The 17,689-nt window shown below is 43.9% G+C and carries 14 protein-coding genes; 7 read left to right on the top strand and 7 right to left on the bottom strand.

Annotated features, from left to right (window positions below; translation table 11 throughout):
- Window positions 1-46: 46 nt before the first annotated feature.
- From ACTCNA_RS02660 to ACTCNA_RS02680, 5 genes are all read right to left on the bottom strand, one after another.
- Entirely contained in the window at window positions 47-376 is a 330-nt protein-coding gene (locus tag ACTCNA_RS02660) for an MGMT family protein (protein WP_462946348.1), read from the bottom strand.
- 124 nt (window positions 377-500) lie between these two features.
- A complete protein-coding gene (trmB, locus tag ACTCNA_RS02665; RefSeq protein WP_462946349.1) occupies window positions 501-1,247 on the bottom strand; it encodes a tRNA (guanosine(46)-N7)-methyltransferase TrmB in 747 nt (248 codons plus the stop codon).
- A 51-nt stretch (window positions 1,248-1,298) separates the two neighbouring features.
- Complete coding sequence (locus ACTCNA_RS02670) at window positions 1,299-1,772, bottom strand: gliding motility lipoprotein GldH (protein ID WP_462946350.1); 474 nt, start codon at window positions 1,770-1,772, stop codon at window positions 1,299-1,301.
- Window positions 1,773-1,788: 16 nt separating this feature from the next.
- Entirely contained in the window at window positions 1,789-2,934 is a 1,146-nt protein-coding gene (locus tag ACTCNA_RS02675; protein ID WP_462946351.1) for a PSP1 domain-containing protein, read from the bottom strand.
- A 149-nt stretch (window positions 2,935-3,083) separates the two neighbouring features.
- Window positions 3,084-4,208, bottom strand: coding sequence for a DNA polymerase III subunit (locus tag ACTCNA_RS02680; RefSeq protein ID WP_462946352.1), 1,125 nt, complete (start codon window positions 4,206-4,208; stop codon window positions 3,084-3,086).
- Window positions 4,209-4,432: 224 nt separating this feature from the next.
- On the opposite strand from ACTCNA_RS02680, the gene ACTCNA_RS02685 reads away from it, so the two are divergent.
- The 5 genes from ACTCNA_RS02685 (at window position 4,433) to ACTCNA_RS02705 (ending at window position 10,557) form a co-directional block, all read left to right on the top strand.
- Window positions 4,433-5,629 (top strand): phosphoglycerate kinase, encoded by a 1,197-nt coding sequence (locus tag ACTCNA_RS02685; protein WP_462946353.1) that lies wholly within the window; start codon window positions 4,433-4,435, stop codon window positions 5,627-5,629.
- Window positions 5,630-5,760: 131 nt separating this feature from the next.
- The gene (locus tag ACTCNA_RS02690; protein WP_462946354.1) at window positions 5,761-6,189 is read left to right on the top strand and encodes a C-GCAxxG-C-C family protein; all 429 of its coding nucleotides are present in this window, start codon (window positions 5,761-5,763) and stop codon (window positions 6,187-6,189) included.
- Window positions 6,190-6,243: 54 nt separating this feature from the next.
- A complete protein-coding gene (locus ACTCNA_RS02695) occupies window positions 6,244-6,432 on the top strand; it encodes a YgaP family membrane protein (RefSeq protein WP_462946355.1) in 189 nt (62 codons plus the stop codon).
- A 114-nt stretch (window positions 6,433-6,546) separates the two neighbouring features.
- Window positions 6,547-9,135 (top strand): beta-mannosidase, encoded by a 2,589-nt coding sequence (locus ACTCNA_RS02700; RefSeq protein ID WP_462946356.1) that lies wholly within the window; start codon window positions 6,547-6,549, stop codon window positions 9,133-9,135.
- Between the two features lie 303 nt (window positions 9,136-9,438).
- Window positions 9,439-10,557 (top strand): helicase-related protein, encoded by a 1,119-nt coding sequence (locus ACTCNA_RS02705; RefSeq protein WP_462946357.1) that lies wholly within the window; start codon window positions 9,439-9,441, stop codon window positions 10,555-10,557.
- A 507-nt stretch (window positions 10,558-11,064) separates the two neighbouring features.
- On the opposite strand, the gene ACTCNA_RS02710 is transcribed toward ACTCNA_RS02705, so the two are convergent.
- Window positions 11,065-12,135, bottom strand: a complete 1,071-nt coding sequence (locus ACTCNA_RS02710; protein ID WP_462946358.1) for an amidohydrolase family protein — start codon at window positions 12,133-12,135, stop codon at window positions 11,065-11,067.
- 72 nt (window positions 12,136-12,207) lie between these two features.
- On the opposite strand from ACTCNA_RS02710, the gene ACTCNA_RS02715 reads away from it, so the two are divergent.
- Window positions 12,208-12,726 carry a nitroreductase family protein gene (locus ACTCNA_RS02715; protein ID WP_462946359.1) on the top strand — a complete coding sequence of 173 codons (519 nt, stop codon included), beginning with the start codon at window positions 12,208-12,210 and terminating at the stop codon, window positions 12,724-12,726.
- A gap of 2 nt (window positions 12,727-12,728) precedes the next feature.
- Here ACTCNA_RS02715 and ACTCNA_RS02720 read toward each other — a convergent pair whose 3' ends face one another.
- Window positions 12,729-15,107: a penicillin-binding protein 1A gene (locus ACTCNA_RS02720; protein ID WP_462946360.1), complete on the bottom strand. Its 2,379-nt coding sequence runs from the start codon at window positions 15,105-15,107 to the stop codon at window positions 12,729-12,731.
- A gap of 211 nt (window positions 15,108-15,318) precedes the next feature.
- Between ACTCNA_RS02720 and topA the strand changes: the two genes are divergently transcribed.
- Window positions 15,319-17,658 (top strand): type I DNA topoisomerase, encoded by a 2,340-nt coding sequence (topA, locus tag ACTCNA_RS02725; protein WP_462946361.1) that lies wholly within the window; start codon window positions 15,319-15,321, stop codon window positions 17,656-17,658.
- Window positions 17,659-17,689: the final 31 nt, after the last annotated feature.

Raw genomic sequence — 17,689 nt, forward strand, 5'->3', positions numbered from 1 at the left:
ATTACTGTCAGCGGGAGAGGGTAATTTTAAAAAACAAAAAGCAAAGTCAATCTCGCAACTCCTGCATCGGATCCCAGAAGTGGGTTTTAAAGTCAACGATTTTGTCGTTTTTTACTTTCACACCTTCGTTTTCGAGCAGTTCCTTCATGGCATCGGGAGTGTCGAAATGGCGTTTGCCGGTAAGCAGGCCGTTGCGGTTGACCACCCGGTGGGCTGGTACATAATCAGCATGGGTGTGGGAAGCATTCATGGCCCACCCCACCATGCGCGCCGCGCCGCCCGTTCCTAAATACTTGGCAATGGTGCCATAGGAAGTTACACGCCCGGGAGGAATCAACTTCACCACTTCGTAAACTTTTTCAAAAAAATCGCTCATATTATTGAAATACCAATTACCAAATCCCAAATTACCAATAAATTCCAAGCCATAAATTTCAATTGTTCAAACCGCACTGATGTTTGAAATTTATTTGATTTTTGGTGCTTGCTGTTTGTAATTTTCACTCATTCATTTCCCTCGCACTTCTCCCAAAGCTCCGGTATTCATCCTTTTCTATTGCGATTTCCGGTTCTTCGAGCCCGGCATTATTTAACTGAAAAGCCAGGTATTTTATGGTTATCCCGCGGCTCAGCCACTGCTTTTCGTAAAATGTTTTTATCTGCAATGTTTCGTTCTGAATGTCCGATTCATAAAGGCTATCGGTTTCAGCCAGAATTTCAAAATTATTTTTGCACGCAAGCTCACGGGTATAGGTAAACTGAAAATTGCTGTCGGTTTTCAGGTGGATGATGCCACCTTTCTTCAGAAAACTTTTGTACTTATTTAAAAAGAAGGCGGAAGTGAGCCGCTTCCTGCTTTTTTTCATTTGCGGATCAGGAAAAGTGAGCCAGATTTCTTCCACCTCGCCGGGACCGAAAAACTGACCGATAATTTCGATGTTGGTACGCAGGAACGCCACGTTTTTCAACTCTTTTTGCAAGGCAATTTTGGCACCTTTCCACAGCCGCGCCCCTTTAATATCGACACCGATGAAATTTATCCCCGGGAACCGTCCGGCCATCTCCACGGTGTATTCTCCTTTGCCGCAGCCCAGCTCCAAAACAATGGGATTTTCATTTTTAAAGAATCGGCTCGCCCATTCCCCTTTCAGATGAAAATCGTTATGCCCGACAGCATTATACGGAGCCTGAACAACATGTTCAAAGGTTTTCATCTCTTCAAACTTTGCCAGCTTGTTTTTGCTCACAACTCGATACTCTTTTTACTATTTTACTTAAAAAATTACCCGCCTGGTGGTTTAATTCACTTTTTCAACACTGAACCCCACATCGTGAATTCCGCGGAGAGTCTCTTCACGCATGCCATGCTGAATCTTCACAGTGTATTCGCCCGACACCGGGAAATAAACATTTCGCCGGAAAATAGCCTGACGTGTTTTCAATTTCCCGATTCCGTCGCCCAGCCATTTCCCTGAAGGTTCGGCCAACACTATTTGAAACGTATCTTTCATCGTTTCACCATCGGGCTGGACAATCTCCACGAAGAGCCAGAGGTTGCTGTAATTGTATGTTGTTTCGTTTCGCACATTTACCAGCAAATTGTGGTTTTGCAGCGTGTCGGTTACCGGAATGGTAAAAACAACCAGCGAATCTTTGTGCCACTGTGCATCAGGTATGGCGTTATATTTACCGAAAACCTGCGTCTGGTCGCACGAAATGCCCGCCGCTGCTGCAAAAACGAATACAAAAAAACGAATAAGAAATTTATACATGGCCGTTCAATTTTGTTTAACGTTTTCGGGGTTTCCGGTTCCTGTTCTGGTTTTTATTTTTGTTGTAATTGCGCTTTTTCTTTTTACGCAATTTCTTTTTAGGCCGGTTAAAACGATCGAGATCTTCTTCACCTACCGTGTTGTGAAAAATCTCGTCTTTTTGTTTCGACACTTCCAGTGTTTCAGAAATAAGCTTTTCGGGCTTTTTCCCGTTTCGGTTCATTTTTATAACCCGTTTCACTTTTTCAACCGGCAAGGCAATCAGGGTTGAAGGAGTATCGTCTTTTTGGCAGTACCAGAAAATTCTTTTAAAAATATCTGCTTTAATAAATTCGAAGGTAGCAAACTCCGTTTCGAGCGGAATATTGGTGGGAGGAAAATCTTTCTGTGCATCCATATAGGTATCCACTTCAAAGTTGAGGCAGCATTTCAGCTTTCCACACTGCCCGGCCAGTTTTTGCGGGTTGAGCGAGATATCCTGATAGCGGGCGGCATTTGTAGTTACCGATACGAAGTTGCAAATCCAGGTGGCGCAGCAAAGTTCGCGCCCGCAGGGCCCCACTCCGCCAATCCGTCCGGCTTCCTGGCGTGCCCCGATTTGCTTCATTTCAATCCGGATATGAAAAGTTTCGGCCAGGATTTTTATGAGCTGCCTGAAATCGACCCGCCCGTCGGCGATGTAATAAAAAATGGCTTTGGTGCGATCGCCCTGGTATTCCACATCGCCAATTTTCATGTCCAGTTTTAAATCGGAGGCAATCTTCCGCGATTCAATCATGGTTTCGTATTCCAGCGAGATGGCTTCTTTCCATTTGTCGATGTCCTGCGGTTTGGCTTTGCGGTACACTTTCCGCAGCTCGCCGTTAACGGTAGTCACCTTGTGCTTTTTCATCTGCTCGCTCACCAGCTCACCGGTAAGCGAAACAATGCCTATATCGTGTCCGGGGTTGGCTTCAACAGCCACTATATCGCCTGCTTCGAGTTTTAAATTATTTACATTCCTGTAAAAATCTTTGCGGGTATTTTTAAAACGTACTTCAACAATATCATCGGTATTGCCGGTACTCACCACATCTTTCATCCAATCGGTAACGTGCAGTTTCGCACAGTTATCCCGATGTTTTTTGCATACTCCCCTTTCTATCAAATCCACGTTTGCCATAAAAATCAGTTCTGGGTAATGTGTTAATTTTAAAAAATATACAGCATAATAACAGCATTACATTTCACAAAAATAATGATTAATACCAATTTAAGGTTGAAAACGATTCTTTTTAAATTGATTATAAAAAAGGTGCATGATGTGCTGAATTACCTTTTGATTAACCGCACCATCCTCAGCGCGGTATCGAGAAAAATAATGCGGGCATTTCCGTTCATGGATATGTGTTTGATGCCCAGTTCGAATTCTTTGGCAAACGGAACGATGTTTCGTTCGTTAATGAAAGGCGCGAAATTTTTTCCCCAGTTTTTTTCTTTGTTGTTCAGGTAAACCAGGCCGGGCTTTTTCATGTTCATCACAAAATATTCGCGTACCAGCCGCAGTGCAAAACTGAAGAACGATTTTTGGCGGTCGCGGCCAATGCGGCTCATTTCCTCGGCCCAATCCACCAGCTCCTTCACCTCCCGTTTGTAGGCAAAACGCATCATCTCCTGAAATTTGGTGAAATAAAACTGCGTGTCTTCGTCCGGGTTCAGGTATTCCAGCGCCTTGATGTAATTTCCGCTGGCCAGGTGCACGGCCTCGGGTATTTGTTCTTTATCGATTCCCTCTATTTTTTCAAGCGCGCTTTTCATCGAGTCTTTATCGATAAACGGAACTTTTAACAACTGTGCCCGCGAGCGGATAGTTGTAATTACGGATTCTTCATCTTCGGAAACCAGCAGGAAAAGTGTTTTGTTGGGTGGCTCTTCAATTAATTTCAGCAATTTGTTGGAGCAGGCCTGATGCATTTTTTCGGGCAGCCAAATAATCATCACTTTATATTCCGATTCGAATGATTTCAGGTTCAGTTTCCGCATGATGGAATCACTCTCCCGCTCGTAAATCAATCCCTGCGCATTTTCATTTTCTATGAATCCCAGCCACTGGCTAAGTGTGAAATAGGGATTTTTTTTAACCATTTCGCGCCAACGGGGCAAAAAATCGTCGCTCACCGGTTTTTTGAATTCTTTGGTGGGAAAAACCGGGAACACAAAATGCAAATCGGGGTGCGCCATTTTTTGGTATTTGCGGCATGACGGGCATTCCCCACACGAATCGGTTTCGCCGCGGTTACGGCACGAAACATACTGTGCAAATGCCAGAGCCAAAGCCAGTTTCCCGGTTCCCTCGGGGCCGGTAAACAGTTGTGCATGGCTTATCCGTTCCTCTTTTACCGAGCGGATCAAACGCTTTTTAATTTCTTCCTGACCGATTACATCTTTGAAAAACATTCACCAAAAATAAGCTTTCTGCAATTGATAATCGAACTTCCATTTCTTAAATTTCAAAGTAATTTTACGATCCGAAAATTTCAGGACTGTAAATTGATGATGAATTTGGGCGCTTTTATTTTACCCGAACATTAAATTATCAGATGGTTGAAAACGAGACTGTATCTTGCGGAATTAATTTTTTATATTTGATTACTTTTAGAAAACCAAAAAAATAGAATACTATGCAAACAATTCACAACTACGATTTTTCAGGAAAGAAGGCATTGATTCGCGTTGATTTCAACGTGCCTTTAAATGATAAATTTGAAATCACCGACGATACCCGCATGCAGAAAGCGCTCCCTACAATCCGGAAAGTAATTGAAGGCGGCGGTTCTCCGCTGATTATGTCGCACCTCGGGCGTCCGAAAAACGGGCCGGAAGATAAATTTTCATTGCGTCACCTGGTTGATCACCTTTCGAAACTGCTTGATGGTGCTACAGTAAAAATGGCTCCTGATTGCATTGGCGACGAAGTGAAAAAAATGGCCGGTGAACTGAAACCGGGCGAAGTGCTGATGCTGGAAAACCTGCGTTTCCATGCTGGTGAAACCAAAGGTGATGAAGATTTTGCCAAAGAACTGGCCGAAAACGGCGACTGCTGGGTGAATGATGCTTTTGGTACCGCTCACCGCGCGCACGCTTCAACAGCAGTTATCGCCAAATTCTTCCCCAACGACAAAATGTTCGGCTACCTCATCGAGAGCGAAGTAAAAAGCCTCGACAAAGTGGTGAAAGAACCCAAACGCCCGCTGACTGCTATTATGGGCGGTGCCAAAGTATCGTCGAAAATTACCATCATCGAAAACCTGCTCAGCAAAGTGGACAACCTGATTTTGGGTGGCGGAATGACCTACACTTTTGTGAAAGCCAACGGTGGCGAAGTAGGCGATTCAATTTGTGAAACCGACTACCTGGAAACGGCTAAAAACATTGAAAAAATGGCCAAAGAAAAAGGGGTGAACCTGATTATGGCTACCGATGTGCTGGCTGCCGATGCTTTTGATGAAAATGCCAATACCAAAATTATGCAGGCCAACGAAATTCCGGAAGGATGGCAGGGACTGGATGTCGGCCCCAACAGCATTGCCAAATTTAAAGAAGTTATTGAAAACTCGGCTACCATCCTTTGGAACGGCCCGGTGGGTGTGTTCGAAATGGACAAATTTGCAGAAGGTTCCAAAGCAGTGGGCGAAGCCATTGTAACAGCCACAGAAAAAGGTGCTTTCTCGTTGGTTGGCGGTGGCGACTCAGTGGCATGTGTCAATAAATTTAACATGGCCGGCGGAATGTCGTACATCTCAACTGCCGGCGGTGCATTGCTCGAATACTTAGAAGGAAAAACACTTCCGGGTGTTGCTGCTGTGAGAGGAGAATAAAAGCCCAGCCCCTCTAAATCTCACCAGGGGGAGACTTAAAGAAAAAAGAGGACACGATATAATTGAAGCCCGGAATTTAAGGATTCCGGGCTTTTTGCATCAAAAAATTCCATTACCTTTAAAACAAAAAAATGACTCGAAAAGCAGATTTAGTAGAAAAGCAATTCTCCCGGTACAACTGCGCGCAAACTGTTTTTAGTCTGTTTGCCGAAGAGGTGGGGCTCGATGAAAAAACAGCCCTGAAAATTTCCAGCGGTTTTGGAGGTGGTATGGCCTGTGCCGAAACCTGCGGTGCCGTTACCGGTTCGTACATGGTTATCGGCATGAAGCACGGACACGATTCCAGCGATCCCGCAGCAAAAGCCCGTACAAAACAAGCCATTCAGCGATTCAACGAAAAATTTAAACAGGAGCATGGTTCACTCATCTGCAAAAAACTTACGGGGTACGATATTTCAACGCCGGAAGGAGCTTCAGCGGCTCATGAGGATGCGGTTTTTCAAACGAAGTGTACAGCATTTATCAAAACAGCATGCGATATTTTGCAAGATGAATTCTAAACCTATACTGAAAATTTACGTTCAACAGATTAGAATCAAAAAAATCAATAGTATATGAAATGTAATGTAGGTCCGGTTGACAGGTTAATCAGAATTATTTTAGGTTTAATAATTGCCATAGTTGGGGTAGTATTTAACAGCTGGTGGGGGCTACTTGGAATCCCGCTCATTGCAACCGGTTTGTTTAAATGTTGTTTGCTGTACATGCCATTCAATATTTCAACAGCAAAAAAAGAAAAGTAGTTCATAATGAAACAAAAGAAAGCGGCAGGAACTGAACCCTTGCCGCTTTTTTTGTGGAACTGTTTGATATATGAAGATGTTTTTCGAAATTTAGCACCTCAAAAAAATCGAAAAATGTCAATAAAAAAAGGTTTGTTAGTAAGTATGGCACTTGCCCTGATAAATTCATGGGGCTGCCGGCAGGAAGAAAAAGATGCCAACCTGATGGTTCAGAAAGAAATCAGTGAGGGGTGGAAGTTTCGCCAGGCGAGTGAAACAGAGTGGATGGACGCAACTGTTCCCGGAACGGTACATACAGACTTGATGGCAAATAATGTTATCGATGATCCGTATTATCGGTTGAATGAGCTCGATCTTCAGTGGATTGACAAAGAAGACTGGGAGTACAAAACCACGTTTACAGCCGATAAGAATATGCTCAACCGCGACCGTGTGGAGCTCGATTTTAAAGGACTCGACACGTACGCCGATGTATTTTTAAACGATGAACAGATATTGGCTGCCAACAACATGTTTCGCGAGTGGCAGGTGGATGTAAAAGAGGTGCTTAACGAAGGCGAAAACGAGCTGCGGATTTTGTTTAAATCGCCCATAAAAATTGGTCTGGAAAAGTACGATGCCAACGAATTTGTTTACCCCGGAGCCGAAAACGACCAGGCCGAACGTGGCCAGGTGGAAGGCAATAAACGTGTGAGCATTTACACCCGCAAAGCAGGGTACCATTACGGCTGGGACTGGGGGCCACGACTGGTGACCAGCGGAATCTGGCGACCGGTTCTGTTAAAAGCCTGGGACGAAGCCCGAATTGAAAACCTGCAAATTGTGCAGCACGAAGTTTCTGATGAAAAAGCCACGTTCACCGCTGTTTTTGAAGTGGAAGCTGGAGGAAATGACAAGGCCACACTTTCGGTTTTGAACGACGGAACAACGCTTGCCAGCAATAAAGTTCAGTTAGAGGAAGGCGTGAATAAATACTCTGTGGATTTTGAAATTGAAAACCCTGAATTGTGGTGGACAAACGGTTTGGGAGAAGCGCATTTGTATAACATCACCGGGAAAATGAAAATTGGTCAGCGAACATTTTCTGAAGATACCCGGATCGGAATTCGCACGCTCGAACTGGTGCGCGAAGAAGACGAACACGGCACTTCGTTCTATTTCAAACTAAACGGTCACCCTGTATTTATGAAAGGTGCCAACATCATTCCAAACGATATGTTTTTGCCACGGGTTACCGACGAAAATTACCGCACAATGATTGAAACCGCCAAAAAATCGAACATGAACATGTTGCGTGTTTGGGGTGGCGGTGTTTACGAAGAAGATATTTTTTACGACCTGTGCGACGAAAACGGCATCCTGGTTTGGCAGGATTTTATGTTTGCCTGTGCGATGTTCCCCAACGACGAACCATTCCTGGAAAATATCCGGCAGGAAGCCATCGACAATGTAAAGCGGCTGCGCAACCACCCGAGCATTGCTTTGTGGTGTGGAAATAACGAAATTCTAACTGCCTGGAACACCTGGGGCTGGAAAGGAATTGCCGAAAGACAGGGCGAAGATGTCCCCGAAAAAGTGTGGCAGGCTTATGTCGATATTTTCCATGAAACACTGCCCGAAGTAGTTGAAGAGCTCGACCCGCAACGCAGTTACTGGGGATCAAGCCCTTCCTCAGGATTAGGAGTCCAGGCCGACCTGGTAAACGGCGACGAACACTACTGGGGCGTTTGGTGGGGCAAAGAACCCTTTGAAACCTACGCCACTCACCTTGCACGGTTCATGAGCGAGTACGGGTTCCAGTCGTTCCCCGAAATGAACACGGTGGAAAAATATGCTGAACCACAGGATTACGATATCTACTCGGAGGTGATGAAATCGCACCAGCGTTCGTCCATCGGAAATGAAACCATTGAATATTACATGCTGAAAGAATACAAGCAGCCCAAAGATTTTGAATCGTTCTTGTATGTAAATCACGTGTTGCAGGCCGAAGGAATCAAGTTTGGGTTGGAAGGTCACCGCCGCGCCATGCCGTTTACCATGGGCAGCCTTTACTGGCAGTTGAATGATGTGTGGCCGGTAGCTTCGTGGAGTTCAACCGATTATTACCAGAAGTGGAAAGCACTGCAATATTACGTGAAAAAAGGTTTTGAACCCGTTTTGGTCAGCCCTTATATCGATGATTTGAAACTGAAAGTGGGCATTGTAAACGACCGGCTCGAAAATGTAAATGCACAGCTTATTTTAAAACTGATGGATTTCAGTGGCCGCGTAATCTGGGAAAAAGCCTCACTGGTTGAACTTCCTGCCAACTCCAGCAGCGACTATTTCAATGAAAACTACCGGGAATTCCTCTATGGCAAAAATACACGCGAACTGTTGCTCTCAGCCGAGCTGGTTGAAAACAACGAAACCATTTCGAAAAATACCTTCTTTTTCCGGCCCTTTAAAGAGCTGAACGTGCCGGAACCCAACGTGGAATACACCGTTTCGCAAGCCGATAACGGATTTGACATTGAAGTGAGCACCGACAAACTGGCCAAAAATGTTTACTTCCGGCTGGGTAGCGAGGAGGGATTTTTCTCGGATAATTATTTCGACATGTTGCCCGGTGAAACCAGAACCATTCATCTCGAAACCGAAATTTCTGAACAACAACTCAACGAGGTGTTGACCGTGCGCACACTGGATGATGCGTTTTAAAAAGTGAAAAAGGAACCGTTCTTTTTGGAGAGAACGGTTCCCTTCTCACCAGCAACCCGTATAGCGGTTGGAACCGCTTGACGGATAAAAGAAAATGGGTGCCTGCTTCAAAAACAGCACCCAATTTTTTATTGTGAATAAGGAGTGTCCCCCTAAATTAAAGTATTGCAAGAGGTTTTGGAAAGTGTTAATTTTGCTGTAATATTATACTTTGGAAAAATGGATTAAAGGTTGGAGAGCAGTTTTTATGCATTCAAACGAAGCATAAAGCGTTTTATCAATTCCTACAAAAAGTTTATTGAAATGTACAACCAGGGGACGGTTTACATCAGTAAAAAAACGAATGTATATGACTTGCTGGCAAATGACGACCTGGAAACCCTGGAACAATTGGTAGAAGATGAAAAGGCTCAGAAATATATCTCTGATAACTTTGGCTCTTTCAATGGTTCCCGGTTTATTGACGATTTAAAGTACGATTTAGCTTTATTAAAAAAGGTGGACATCCTTTGGGAACCAATTCATGAAGACCCAAAAATCACACGCGAAATGATAAAAGATAATTTCGACCCGAATAGTATCGACCATCAGGACGATATAAAATACCTGATTACCACCGATATTCTGGCAGAAGGAATAAACCTGCACCGCTCCAATGTTTTAATTAATTACGACTTGCCCTGGAACCCAACAAGAGTTTTGCAACGCGTAGGCCATGTAAACAGGTTAGGTTCGAAGTATAAAAACATCTTTATTTTTAATTTCTTCCCAACTTCACATTCCGACAGACATTTGGGGTTGGAAAACAACATTACCAATAAGCTGCAAATGTTTCATTACATTATGGGGGAAGATGCCAAATATTTAACCGAAGGCGAAGAAATCGGAAGCCAGGAACTATTCAATACCTTGAACAGTAAAAAAGCCTATTCCGGTGAGGAAGAAGAAACATCCGAACTGAAATACCTCGAAATGATGCGGGAGTTACGTGACGGCAATCCCGATTTATTCGAGAAAATCAAACGGTTGCCTAAAAAAACCCGCTCGGGTATGAAAAAGCCGGAACTCGAAAAAAACGAATTAATCACTTTTTTCAGGCCCGGCAAGCTCAAAAAGTTTTACCTCAATACAACCGGGAAATCACAGGAAATAAATTTTTTCGATGCTGTGGAAAAACTGGAATGCCCGCCAACTGCCAAAAGGTTTACCCTGTTCATTAAAAACCTTTTGAACGACATTGATACAACCCGTTATAACGAATACCGCGGGAACCTCATCAAAGATGCCTACAAAAACCATATCAGGCAATACAAACGCATCGGAAAATTCCGCGTTGGACAAGTCAGCCAGGTTATTTTTGTGGGAGACAGGGGGATGAAAATCCGCTACAATTTGGAAGGACAAAAATTTACAGCATGTTGAACATGCATTCCGCGATTTTAAAAGCAATAATATCCAGGTACGCCCGGTCTATCACCAAAACGAAGTCCAAACCTCCGGGCATGTGTTGCTTTCCATGTTTTCTTACGCCATTGTCAAAGAGATGGAAGACAAAATCTTCCCTTTCCTGGTAACATGGAACGAAAAAAACAAAAAGTAAGCTGCCATTTTCTGACATATTAGAGGAACTCAAGGATATTAAACTGGTAAAATTAAATTTAGGGAGAAATGTCGAAAGCATTAAAATAACAGGACTCAACGAGCTACAGGAACAGGTTTTAAAACTTTTCAATATGAAAAAAACAGACTTGGAAAAACATTTGTAGCAACAAAATCGAAAAAATATCAGCTTATCTCACTGAATGACTGAGCTTTGTTAAAGTAAAATCCGGTTAAAGGAGGAATAATCGATGTACGGCTAATGCAATAGATTGAATTAATCTGTCTCTTTTATGCTTTTGCATTAGTTGAGTTGTATGGCCTTTCATTTTACCAGTTAGTATCATACCACTTCTTACAATTCTCAAAATAAATTTTGCCTATTACCTCTTTCGGGAGTTTCAGTCCGCGAAATTCGCCATAGATTAAATTGCTGGTCATCGTATTATCGGTTGCAAGGTATTCCCAGTCGTTGAGCCAGGTTTCGTGCATCCGTTGCTGCAATGCTTCCGGGTTTCCGCCGCGGTCGATAATGTCGGTGCCATAAAGTATGCGGTCCTGGTAGTCGATAAAAAAGTTGCGCACCTTTTCACGGTCTTCACGGGTTTGGTAAAACAGTTGTCCCATGCGGGCGGCCATGTCCATGGCAGCATTTGGAAAGCGGTCGAGAAACGCCGCCATTTCATCCACGCTCCACTCGAGGCTGGCCAGGTGGCACCCGATAAATGTGAGGTCCGAATTTTTTTCAAGCATCCGGTCGCGGGCCGCCATTTGCTCTTCGTACGATGGATATTCCGGATGTTTGTACATGTGGTATTGGGGATTGTTGGCGAAATAATTACTGTCGTTTTTCGTGGTCATTTCATCGAGCGGGAGCCAGCAGTTTTTGGGTTCGCCCAAATGACCGACCAGCGGAATATTGTTATCGGCAAGGTGTTGAAAAACCGGATCAAATTGGGGATGGTCAATCATAATCAGAACACTGTCTTCATCGCGGAATTCCATTCCGATATTCTTCCACACTTTCACGGCAATGGCACCATCGTCTATGCAACGGTCAATCCACGCAATGGTGTTTTCTGTCCAGCCCGGTTCGTCCCAGCCGTCGAGGCAAAAAGTGGCTGAAAATTCAATTATGTCCGGGTGCTGTTGTTTCTGTGCTTTCAACCAGTGATGAGCTTCCACCACCCGTTCGCAACCGCCAGAAAACGTGTTAATAGCCAGCAGGCTGAAATTGTCTTTTTGGGCCTGTTCCAGTGAAGCCGGTTCGTTGGTGTAAATATGAAAATGGGCATCGATTTTTTTTACCTTTTCAAAATCGTCCATCGAATAGTAATTGTTTTGGCATGAAAACAGCGCAATTGGGAGGGCGAAGAGTAATAATACTTTAATTTTCATCATATCAGGATTAATTGAGATTTTGAAGTTAGAAAAATTTCTTTTATTTGAAATCATCACAATCAAAACAAAACAATGATAGACATTTTGCGCAATCGCCGGAGCATCCGGAAATACACCGAACAACCCATTGAGCAAGAAAAGCTCGACATTTTGAAAGAGGCTGCGCTTCGTTCACCTTCATCAAAAAATATCAATCCGTGGGAATTCATTTTTGTGGACGACAAGGAAACTATTGGCCGGTTGAAAGAATGCAAGCCGCACGGAATTATGCCATTGAAAACAGCCCCGCTTGCCATTGTGGTGTGCGCCGACGAAACCAAAAACGATGTGTGGATTGAAGATTGCTCCATCGCATCCATTTTGTTGCAGCTCACCGCACAGTCACTGGAATTGGGCAGTTGCTGGATTCAAATCCGTAACCGGATGCATTCTGGAGAACTTTCATCTGAAAAACACATTCAGAAATTACTGGGAATGCCTGAAAATTACAGGGTGTTGAGCATAGTTGCAATTGGTTACCCTGACCAGCAACGCGCGGGGAAACCGTTTGAGGAGCTGCAGTTTGAGAAAATAAGGATGAACAGGTTTTAAGATTAAAAGAAATCATTGTAATCCGAAGGCTCCCGTTTTTCCTGGATATTATCGTCGCAATCGAGGTTGATATTGAAATTCTCGGGTTTCTCAAATTCCATGTCTTCGGTGAATCCCAGCGACTCATCGGCCAGCACTTTTTTGAAAAAGTATCCCCAAATGGGTAGGGCCATGTTGGCTCCCTGGCCGGAGGCAATGGTACGGAAATGGATGCTTCGCAGGTCGGCTCCGGTCCACACTCCAGCAGTCAGTTTCGGAGTTATTCCCATAAACCATCCGTCGGAATGGTTTTGTGTGGTCCCCGTTTTCCCGGCAATGGGCATGGTGAAACTTCCGTAGTCCTCCGTTACCCTTTCACGAAACAGGTTTGAAATACGTAACCGAATTCCGGTTCCTTCATCAATTACTCCCTGCAACAGGTTAATCATCAGGTAGGCTGTCTGTTCGTCAATGGCTTCCCTGCGTTCGGGCTGGAATGTAGCAATGACATTTCCGTGCTGGTCTTCAATTCGCGTAACAAAGTAGGGTTTCACATAAACGCCCTGGTTGGCATAGGTATTAAAAGCCCCAACCATTTCATATAATGTGATATCCGAAGTTCCCAAAAACAAAGAAGGTACCGGATCGATGGGGCTGTAAATGCCCATGCGCTCCATCACATCTACTACAGCCTGCGGGGTGAACTGTTTCATCACCCACGCCGAAATTTTATTGCGCGACTGTGCCAGCCCCCATTTTAATGTTACCAGTTTACCTTCGTTTTCTTCGTCATATTCAGAATCTTTGGGTTCCCAGATTGTACCGTCGGGCATCTGGAATTGCTGGCTTACATACGGAACTTTTGTACACGGGGTGAGGCCATTTTGCATGGCAAGTGTATAAAGGAATGGTTTTACGGTGGATCCAACCTGGCGTTTCCCGCCCTTTACCATGTCGTACATAAAATGTTTGTAGTTGGGGCCGCCCACGTATGCTTTTACCTGCCCGCTGTGGGGTTCCATGGCCATAAACGACGAACGAAAATAGCGCAGGTACCATTTGATGGAATCGAGCGGTGACATGAGCGTATCGATCTCTCCTTCCCAGGAGAAAACAGTCATTTCAACCGGCTGTTTGAAATTCTCCTTTATCTCCCTGAAATTTTTCCCCTGCTCGTTCAATACCCGGAAACGTTCACTGCGCCTTATTTCCCTGTTCAGGAGGTTTTCGACCTGTTCGCTGGTCATGTTGTTCGCGAATGGCGGATTGTCGAGGTATTTAATACTTCCGTCAAATTCGGGCTGGAGATCATTTTTCAGATGTTGTCTTACTGACTCAACCGCGTATTTCTGCATCCGCGAATCAATGGTGGCGTAAATTTTTAATCCATCTGAATATAAGTTGTAGTTATTTCCATCGGGTTTAATATTTTTGTTGCACCAACCGTACAACGGATTGGTTTGCCATTCAACGGAATCTTCAATAAATTGCTGGGTTTGCCACGATGCGTAATCACTTCGCTCGGGTTTGTTGGCGGTAAGTGTAAGCCTCAGGTACTCCCTGAAATACGGGGCTGGCCCAATTCGGTAATCCACTTTCTGGTAGTCGAGATCCAGGGGGAGTTGCTTCACTGAATCTCGTACCGTTTTTGTAATAAAGCCGTACTTTTCCATTTGGTTGAGCACTACGTTACGGCGTTGTTTTACCAGTTCGGGGCGGCGGACAGGATTGTAGAGCGACGAATTTTTTGCCATGCCCACCAGCATGGCTGCCTGGTGTAGCTGAAGTGAATCGGGAGGAATGCTGAAATATACATTGGCTGCCGATTTTATTCCAACTGCATGGTTCAGGAAATCGTACTTGTTGAGGTACATCATTATAATCTCTTCTTTGGTGTAGCTGCGTTCCAGTTTTACGGCAATTACCCATTCCTTAAATTTCCTGAAAACAAGTTCCCGGAAACTGTCAAAACTGGTGCGCGGGAAAAGATTTTTGGCCAGTTGCTGACTAATGGTACTTCCACCGCCAGAACTGGTATCACCGGTTATAAGTCCTTTAACAACCCTGGCCAAACCCCGCAGGTCGATACCCGAGTGGCGGTAAAACCTTACATCTTCGGTGGCAATTAAGGCATCAATCAAGTGTTGCGGCAGGTTCTCGTAACCAACAAAAGTCCTGTTTTCGCGAAGGAAATATTTATCGAGAATCTTTCCGTCTGATGAATATATTTCTGAAGCCAGGATATTTGGCGGGTTTTCAAGTTCCTCAAAAGAGGGCATAAAACCCATCCAGCCTTTTGCAATAGAAACAAAAATTATAACCAGGGCAAGAATTCCGGTTAAGATAATTGACCAAAACCCGACAATGTATTTTTTATAATTATTATTTTTTTCTTCAGTCATAAATTCATGTGAATTAATAATCCGACAAATATAAATCATTCTGGTGTGGCTCCAATTTTTTAAACGCAACAACGGGGATAAATATTTTTATTTTAAGAAAATAAATTAATCATTATCAATTGGGTAGAAATAAATAAACAAAATAAATTTTGAACTTAGCGATTCATTTTCTTTAATTTGCAGAAATTTTTTTAGAAAGGAACATATATTTATGCAAGAAAACCTTGTCATTGTCGAGTCACCTGCAAAAGCAAAAACAATTGAGAAATTTTTAGGAAAAGGGTACCATGTTACATCCTGCATGGGCCATATACGCGACCTGGAAAAGAAAGACTTTGGGATTGATTTGGAAAAAAATTATCAACCCAAATATGTTGTTACTCCTGATAAAAAGAAGGTTGTAACCGAGTTGAAGAAACTGGCCAAAGATGCTGAAACAGTATGGCTCGCATCCGATGAAGACCGCGAGGGAGAAGCCATTGCCTGGCACCTGAAGGAAGTGTTGAAACTTGATCCTTCAAATACAAAACGCATTGTTTTTCATGAAATTACCAAAGAAGCCATCCAGGAAGCCATTAAAAATCCACGGTCGATAGATGATAACCTGGTGAATGCCCAGCAGGCACGCCGGGTACTCGACCGCATTGTAGGTTTTGAGGTTTCGCCGGTATTGTGGAAAAAAGTGAAACCCTCACTTTCGGCCGGCAGGGTGCAATCGGTGGCTGTCCGGTTGATTGTGGATCGCGAACGGGAAATTATCAAATTTAAAAGTGAATCGAATTATCGTGTTACCGGGAAATTTCTGGTCAGCGATGAAAATGGGAATACCTCCGAACTAAAAGCCGAACTTTCAAAAAGGTTTTCAGAAAAAGATGAAGCCCTCGACTTTCTGAAAAAATGCCAGTCGGCTGAATTTTCGGTCAGCAACGTAACCAAAAAACCAACCAAACGTTCACCTTCACAGCCGTTTACAACTTCCACGCTTCAGCAGGAAGCCAGCCGTAAACTGGGTTTTTCGGTTTCGCAAACCATGGCTGTGGCGCAACGCCTTTACGAAGGAGGTAAAATTACTTACATGCGTACCGATTCGGTGAACCTGTCGAACATGGCCATTAATACAGCCAAACAAAAAATTCTTGATTTACACGGCGAAGATTACCTGAAAATCAGGAAATACCAAACCAAATCGAAGGGGGCACAGGAAGCGCACGAAGCCATCCGGCCAACCTACATGAGCAATGAAACTGTTGAGGGGTCGAACCAGGAAAGGCGCTTGTACGAACTGATTTGGAAAAGAACAATTGCTTCGCAAATGGCCGATGCCAAACTGGAAAAAACAACAGTAAACATCAATGTTTCCACTGCACCCGAAAAATTTGTAGCAACCGGCGAGGTGCTGATTTTCGACGGTTTCCTGAAAGTGTACATGGAATCGACCGATGATGAAAACGGGAACAGCGGACCGGCCCAGGATATTATTCCTCCGCTGAAAGCCAATGATGCATTGCGCATGGCCGAGATTATTGCAATGCAGCGTTTCTCACAAAAACCTCCACGCTATACAGAGGCTTCGCTGGTGAAACGCCTCGAGGAGCTCGGAATTGGCCGCCCGTCAACTTATGCACCTACCATTACAACTATTCAAAATCGTAATTATGTTGTAAAAGAAGATCGCCCGGGAACGGAGCGCGAGTTTAATGTTATTACGTTGAACCACGATAAAATTTCAGAAAAAAAGAGAACGGAAATTACCGGAGCCGAAAAATCGAAACTCTTCCCAACCGATGTGGGAATGGTGGTTACCGATTTTTTAATGGAGAATTTCAAACAAATAATGGACTACAACTTCACGGCCAGTGTAGAAAAAGATTTTGATGATATTGCTGAAGGGGAGAAGGTTTGGAATGAAATGATCGATAGATTCTACAAGCCGTTTCACAAAATAGTTGAAGATGTGCTGGAAAATTCCGGCCGCTCAAAAGGCGAACGCGTGCTGGGGACCGACCCAAAAACCGGCAAACAGGTTTCGGTTAAAATTGGCCGCTACGGCCCGGTAGCCCAGCTTGGTGAAGCCTCTTCCGAAACCAACGACGAAAAGCCGCAATTTGCCAGCCTCCGCAACGGGCAGCATCTTGAAACAATCACACTGGAGGATGCCCTCGATTTATTTAAACTGCCACGCGAACTGGGCGAATACGAAGACAAAAAAGTTACCGTAAATATTGGTCGTTTTGGCCCTTATGTGCGGCACGACAATAAGTTTGTTTCACTCGGCAAAGAGAACGATCCATACACGGTTGAACTCGACAAGGCGATTGAATTAATTGAGGCCAAACGCGAAAAGGACCGGAAAGCAATTATTAAAACTTTTGATGAAGAATCTGAGCTTAGAGTTTTGAACGGAAGATGGGGGCCTTACATTTCTTTCAAAAAGAAGAATTACAAAATTCCGAAGAAACTGAAGGCTGAAGATTTATCGCTCGAAGATTGCAAAAAAATAATTGAAGAAGCACCGGCCCCAAAATCGGGAAGGAGAAGGAAAAAGAAATAGAACAAAAAGGCAGATGATTCAACATTTGCCT

This window comes from Tangfeifania sp. (assembly GCF_055108615.1).

Excerpts from the sequence above, each read along its gene's own strand:
- ACTCNA_RS02710 (WP_462946358.1), bottom strand. The coding sequence starts at position 12,135 with ATGATGAAAATTAAAGTATTATTACTCTTCGCCCTCCCAATTGCGCTG.
- ACTCNA_RS02660 (WP_462946348.1), bottom strand. The coding sequence starts at position 376 with ATGAGCGATTTTTTTGAAAAAGTTTACGAAGTGGTGAAGTTGATTCCT.
- ACTCNA_RS02715 (WP_462946359.1), top strand. The coding sequence starts at position 12,208 with ATGATAGACATTTTGCGCAATCGCCGGAGCATCCGGAAATACACCGAA.
- ACTCNA_RS02690 (WP_462946354.1), top strand. The coding sequence starts at position 5,761 with ATGACTCGAAAAGCAGATTTAGTAGAAAAGCAATTCTCCCGGTACAAC.
- ACTCNA_RS02685 (WP_462946353.1), top strand. The coding sequence starts at position 4,433 with ATGCAAACAATTCACAACTACGATTTTTCAGGAAAGAAGGCATTGATT.
- ACTCNA_RS02705 (WP_462946357.1), top strand. The coding sequence starts at position 9,439 with ATGTACAACCAGGGGACGGTTTACATCAGTAAAAAAACGAATGTATAT.
- ACTCNA_RS02695 (WP_462946355.1), top strand. The coding sequence starts at position 6,244 with ATGAAATGTAATGTAGGTCCGGTTGACAGGTTAATCAGAATTATTTTA.
- ACTCNA_RS02680 (WP_462946352.1), bottom strand. The coding sequence starts at position 4,208 with ATGTTTTTCAAAGATGTAATCGGTCAGGAAGAAATTAAAAAGCGTTTG.
- ACTCNA_RS02675 (WP_462946351.1), bottom strand. The coding sequence starts at position 2,934 with ATGGCAAACGTGGATTTGATAGAAAGGGGAGTATGCAAAAAACATCGG.
- ACTCNA_RS02670 (WP_462946350.1), bottom strand. The coding sequence starts at position 1,772 with ATGTATAAATTTCTTATTCGTTTTTTTGTATTCGTTTTTGCAGCAGCG.
- topA (WP_462946361.1), top strand. The coding sequence starts at position 15,319 with ATGCAAGAAAACCTTGTCATTGTCGAGTCACCTGCAAAAGCAAAAACA.
- ACTCNA_RS02720 (WP_462946360.1), bottom strand. The coding sequence starts at position 15,107 with ATGACTGAAGAAAAAAATAATAATTATAAAAAATACATTGTCGGGTTT.
- ACTCNA_RS02700 (WP_462946356.1), top strand. The coding sequence starts at position 6,547 with ATGTCAATAAAAAAAGGTTTGTTAGTAAGTATGGCACTTGCCCTGATA.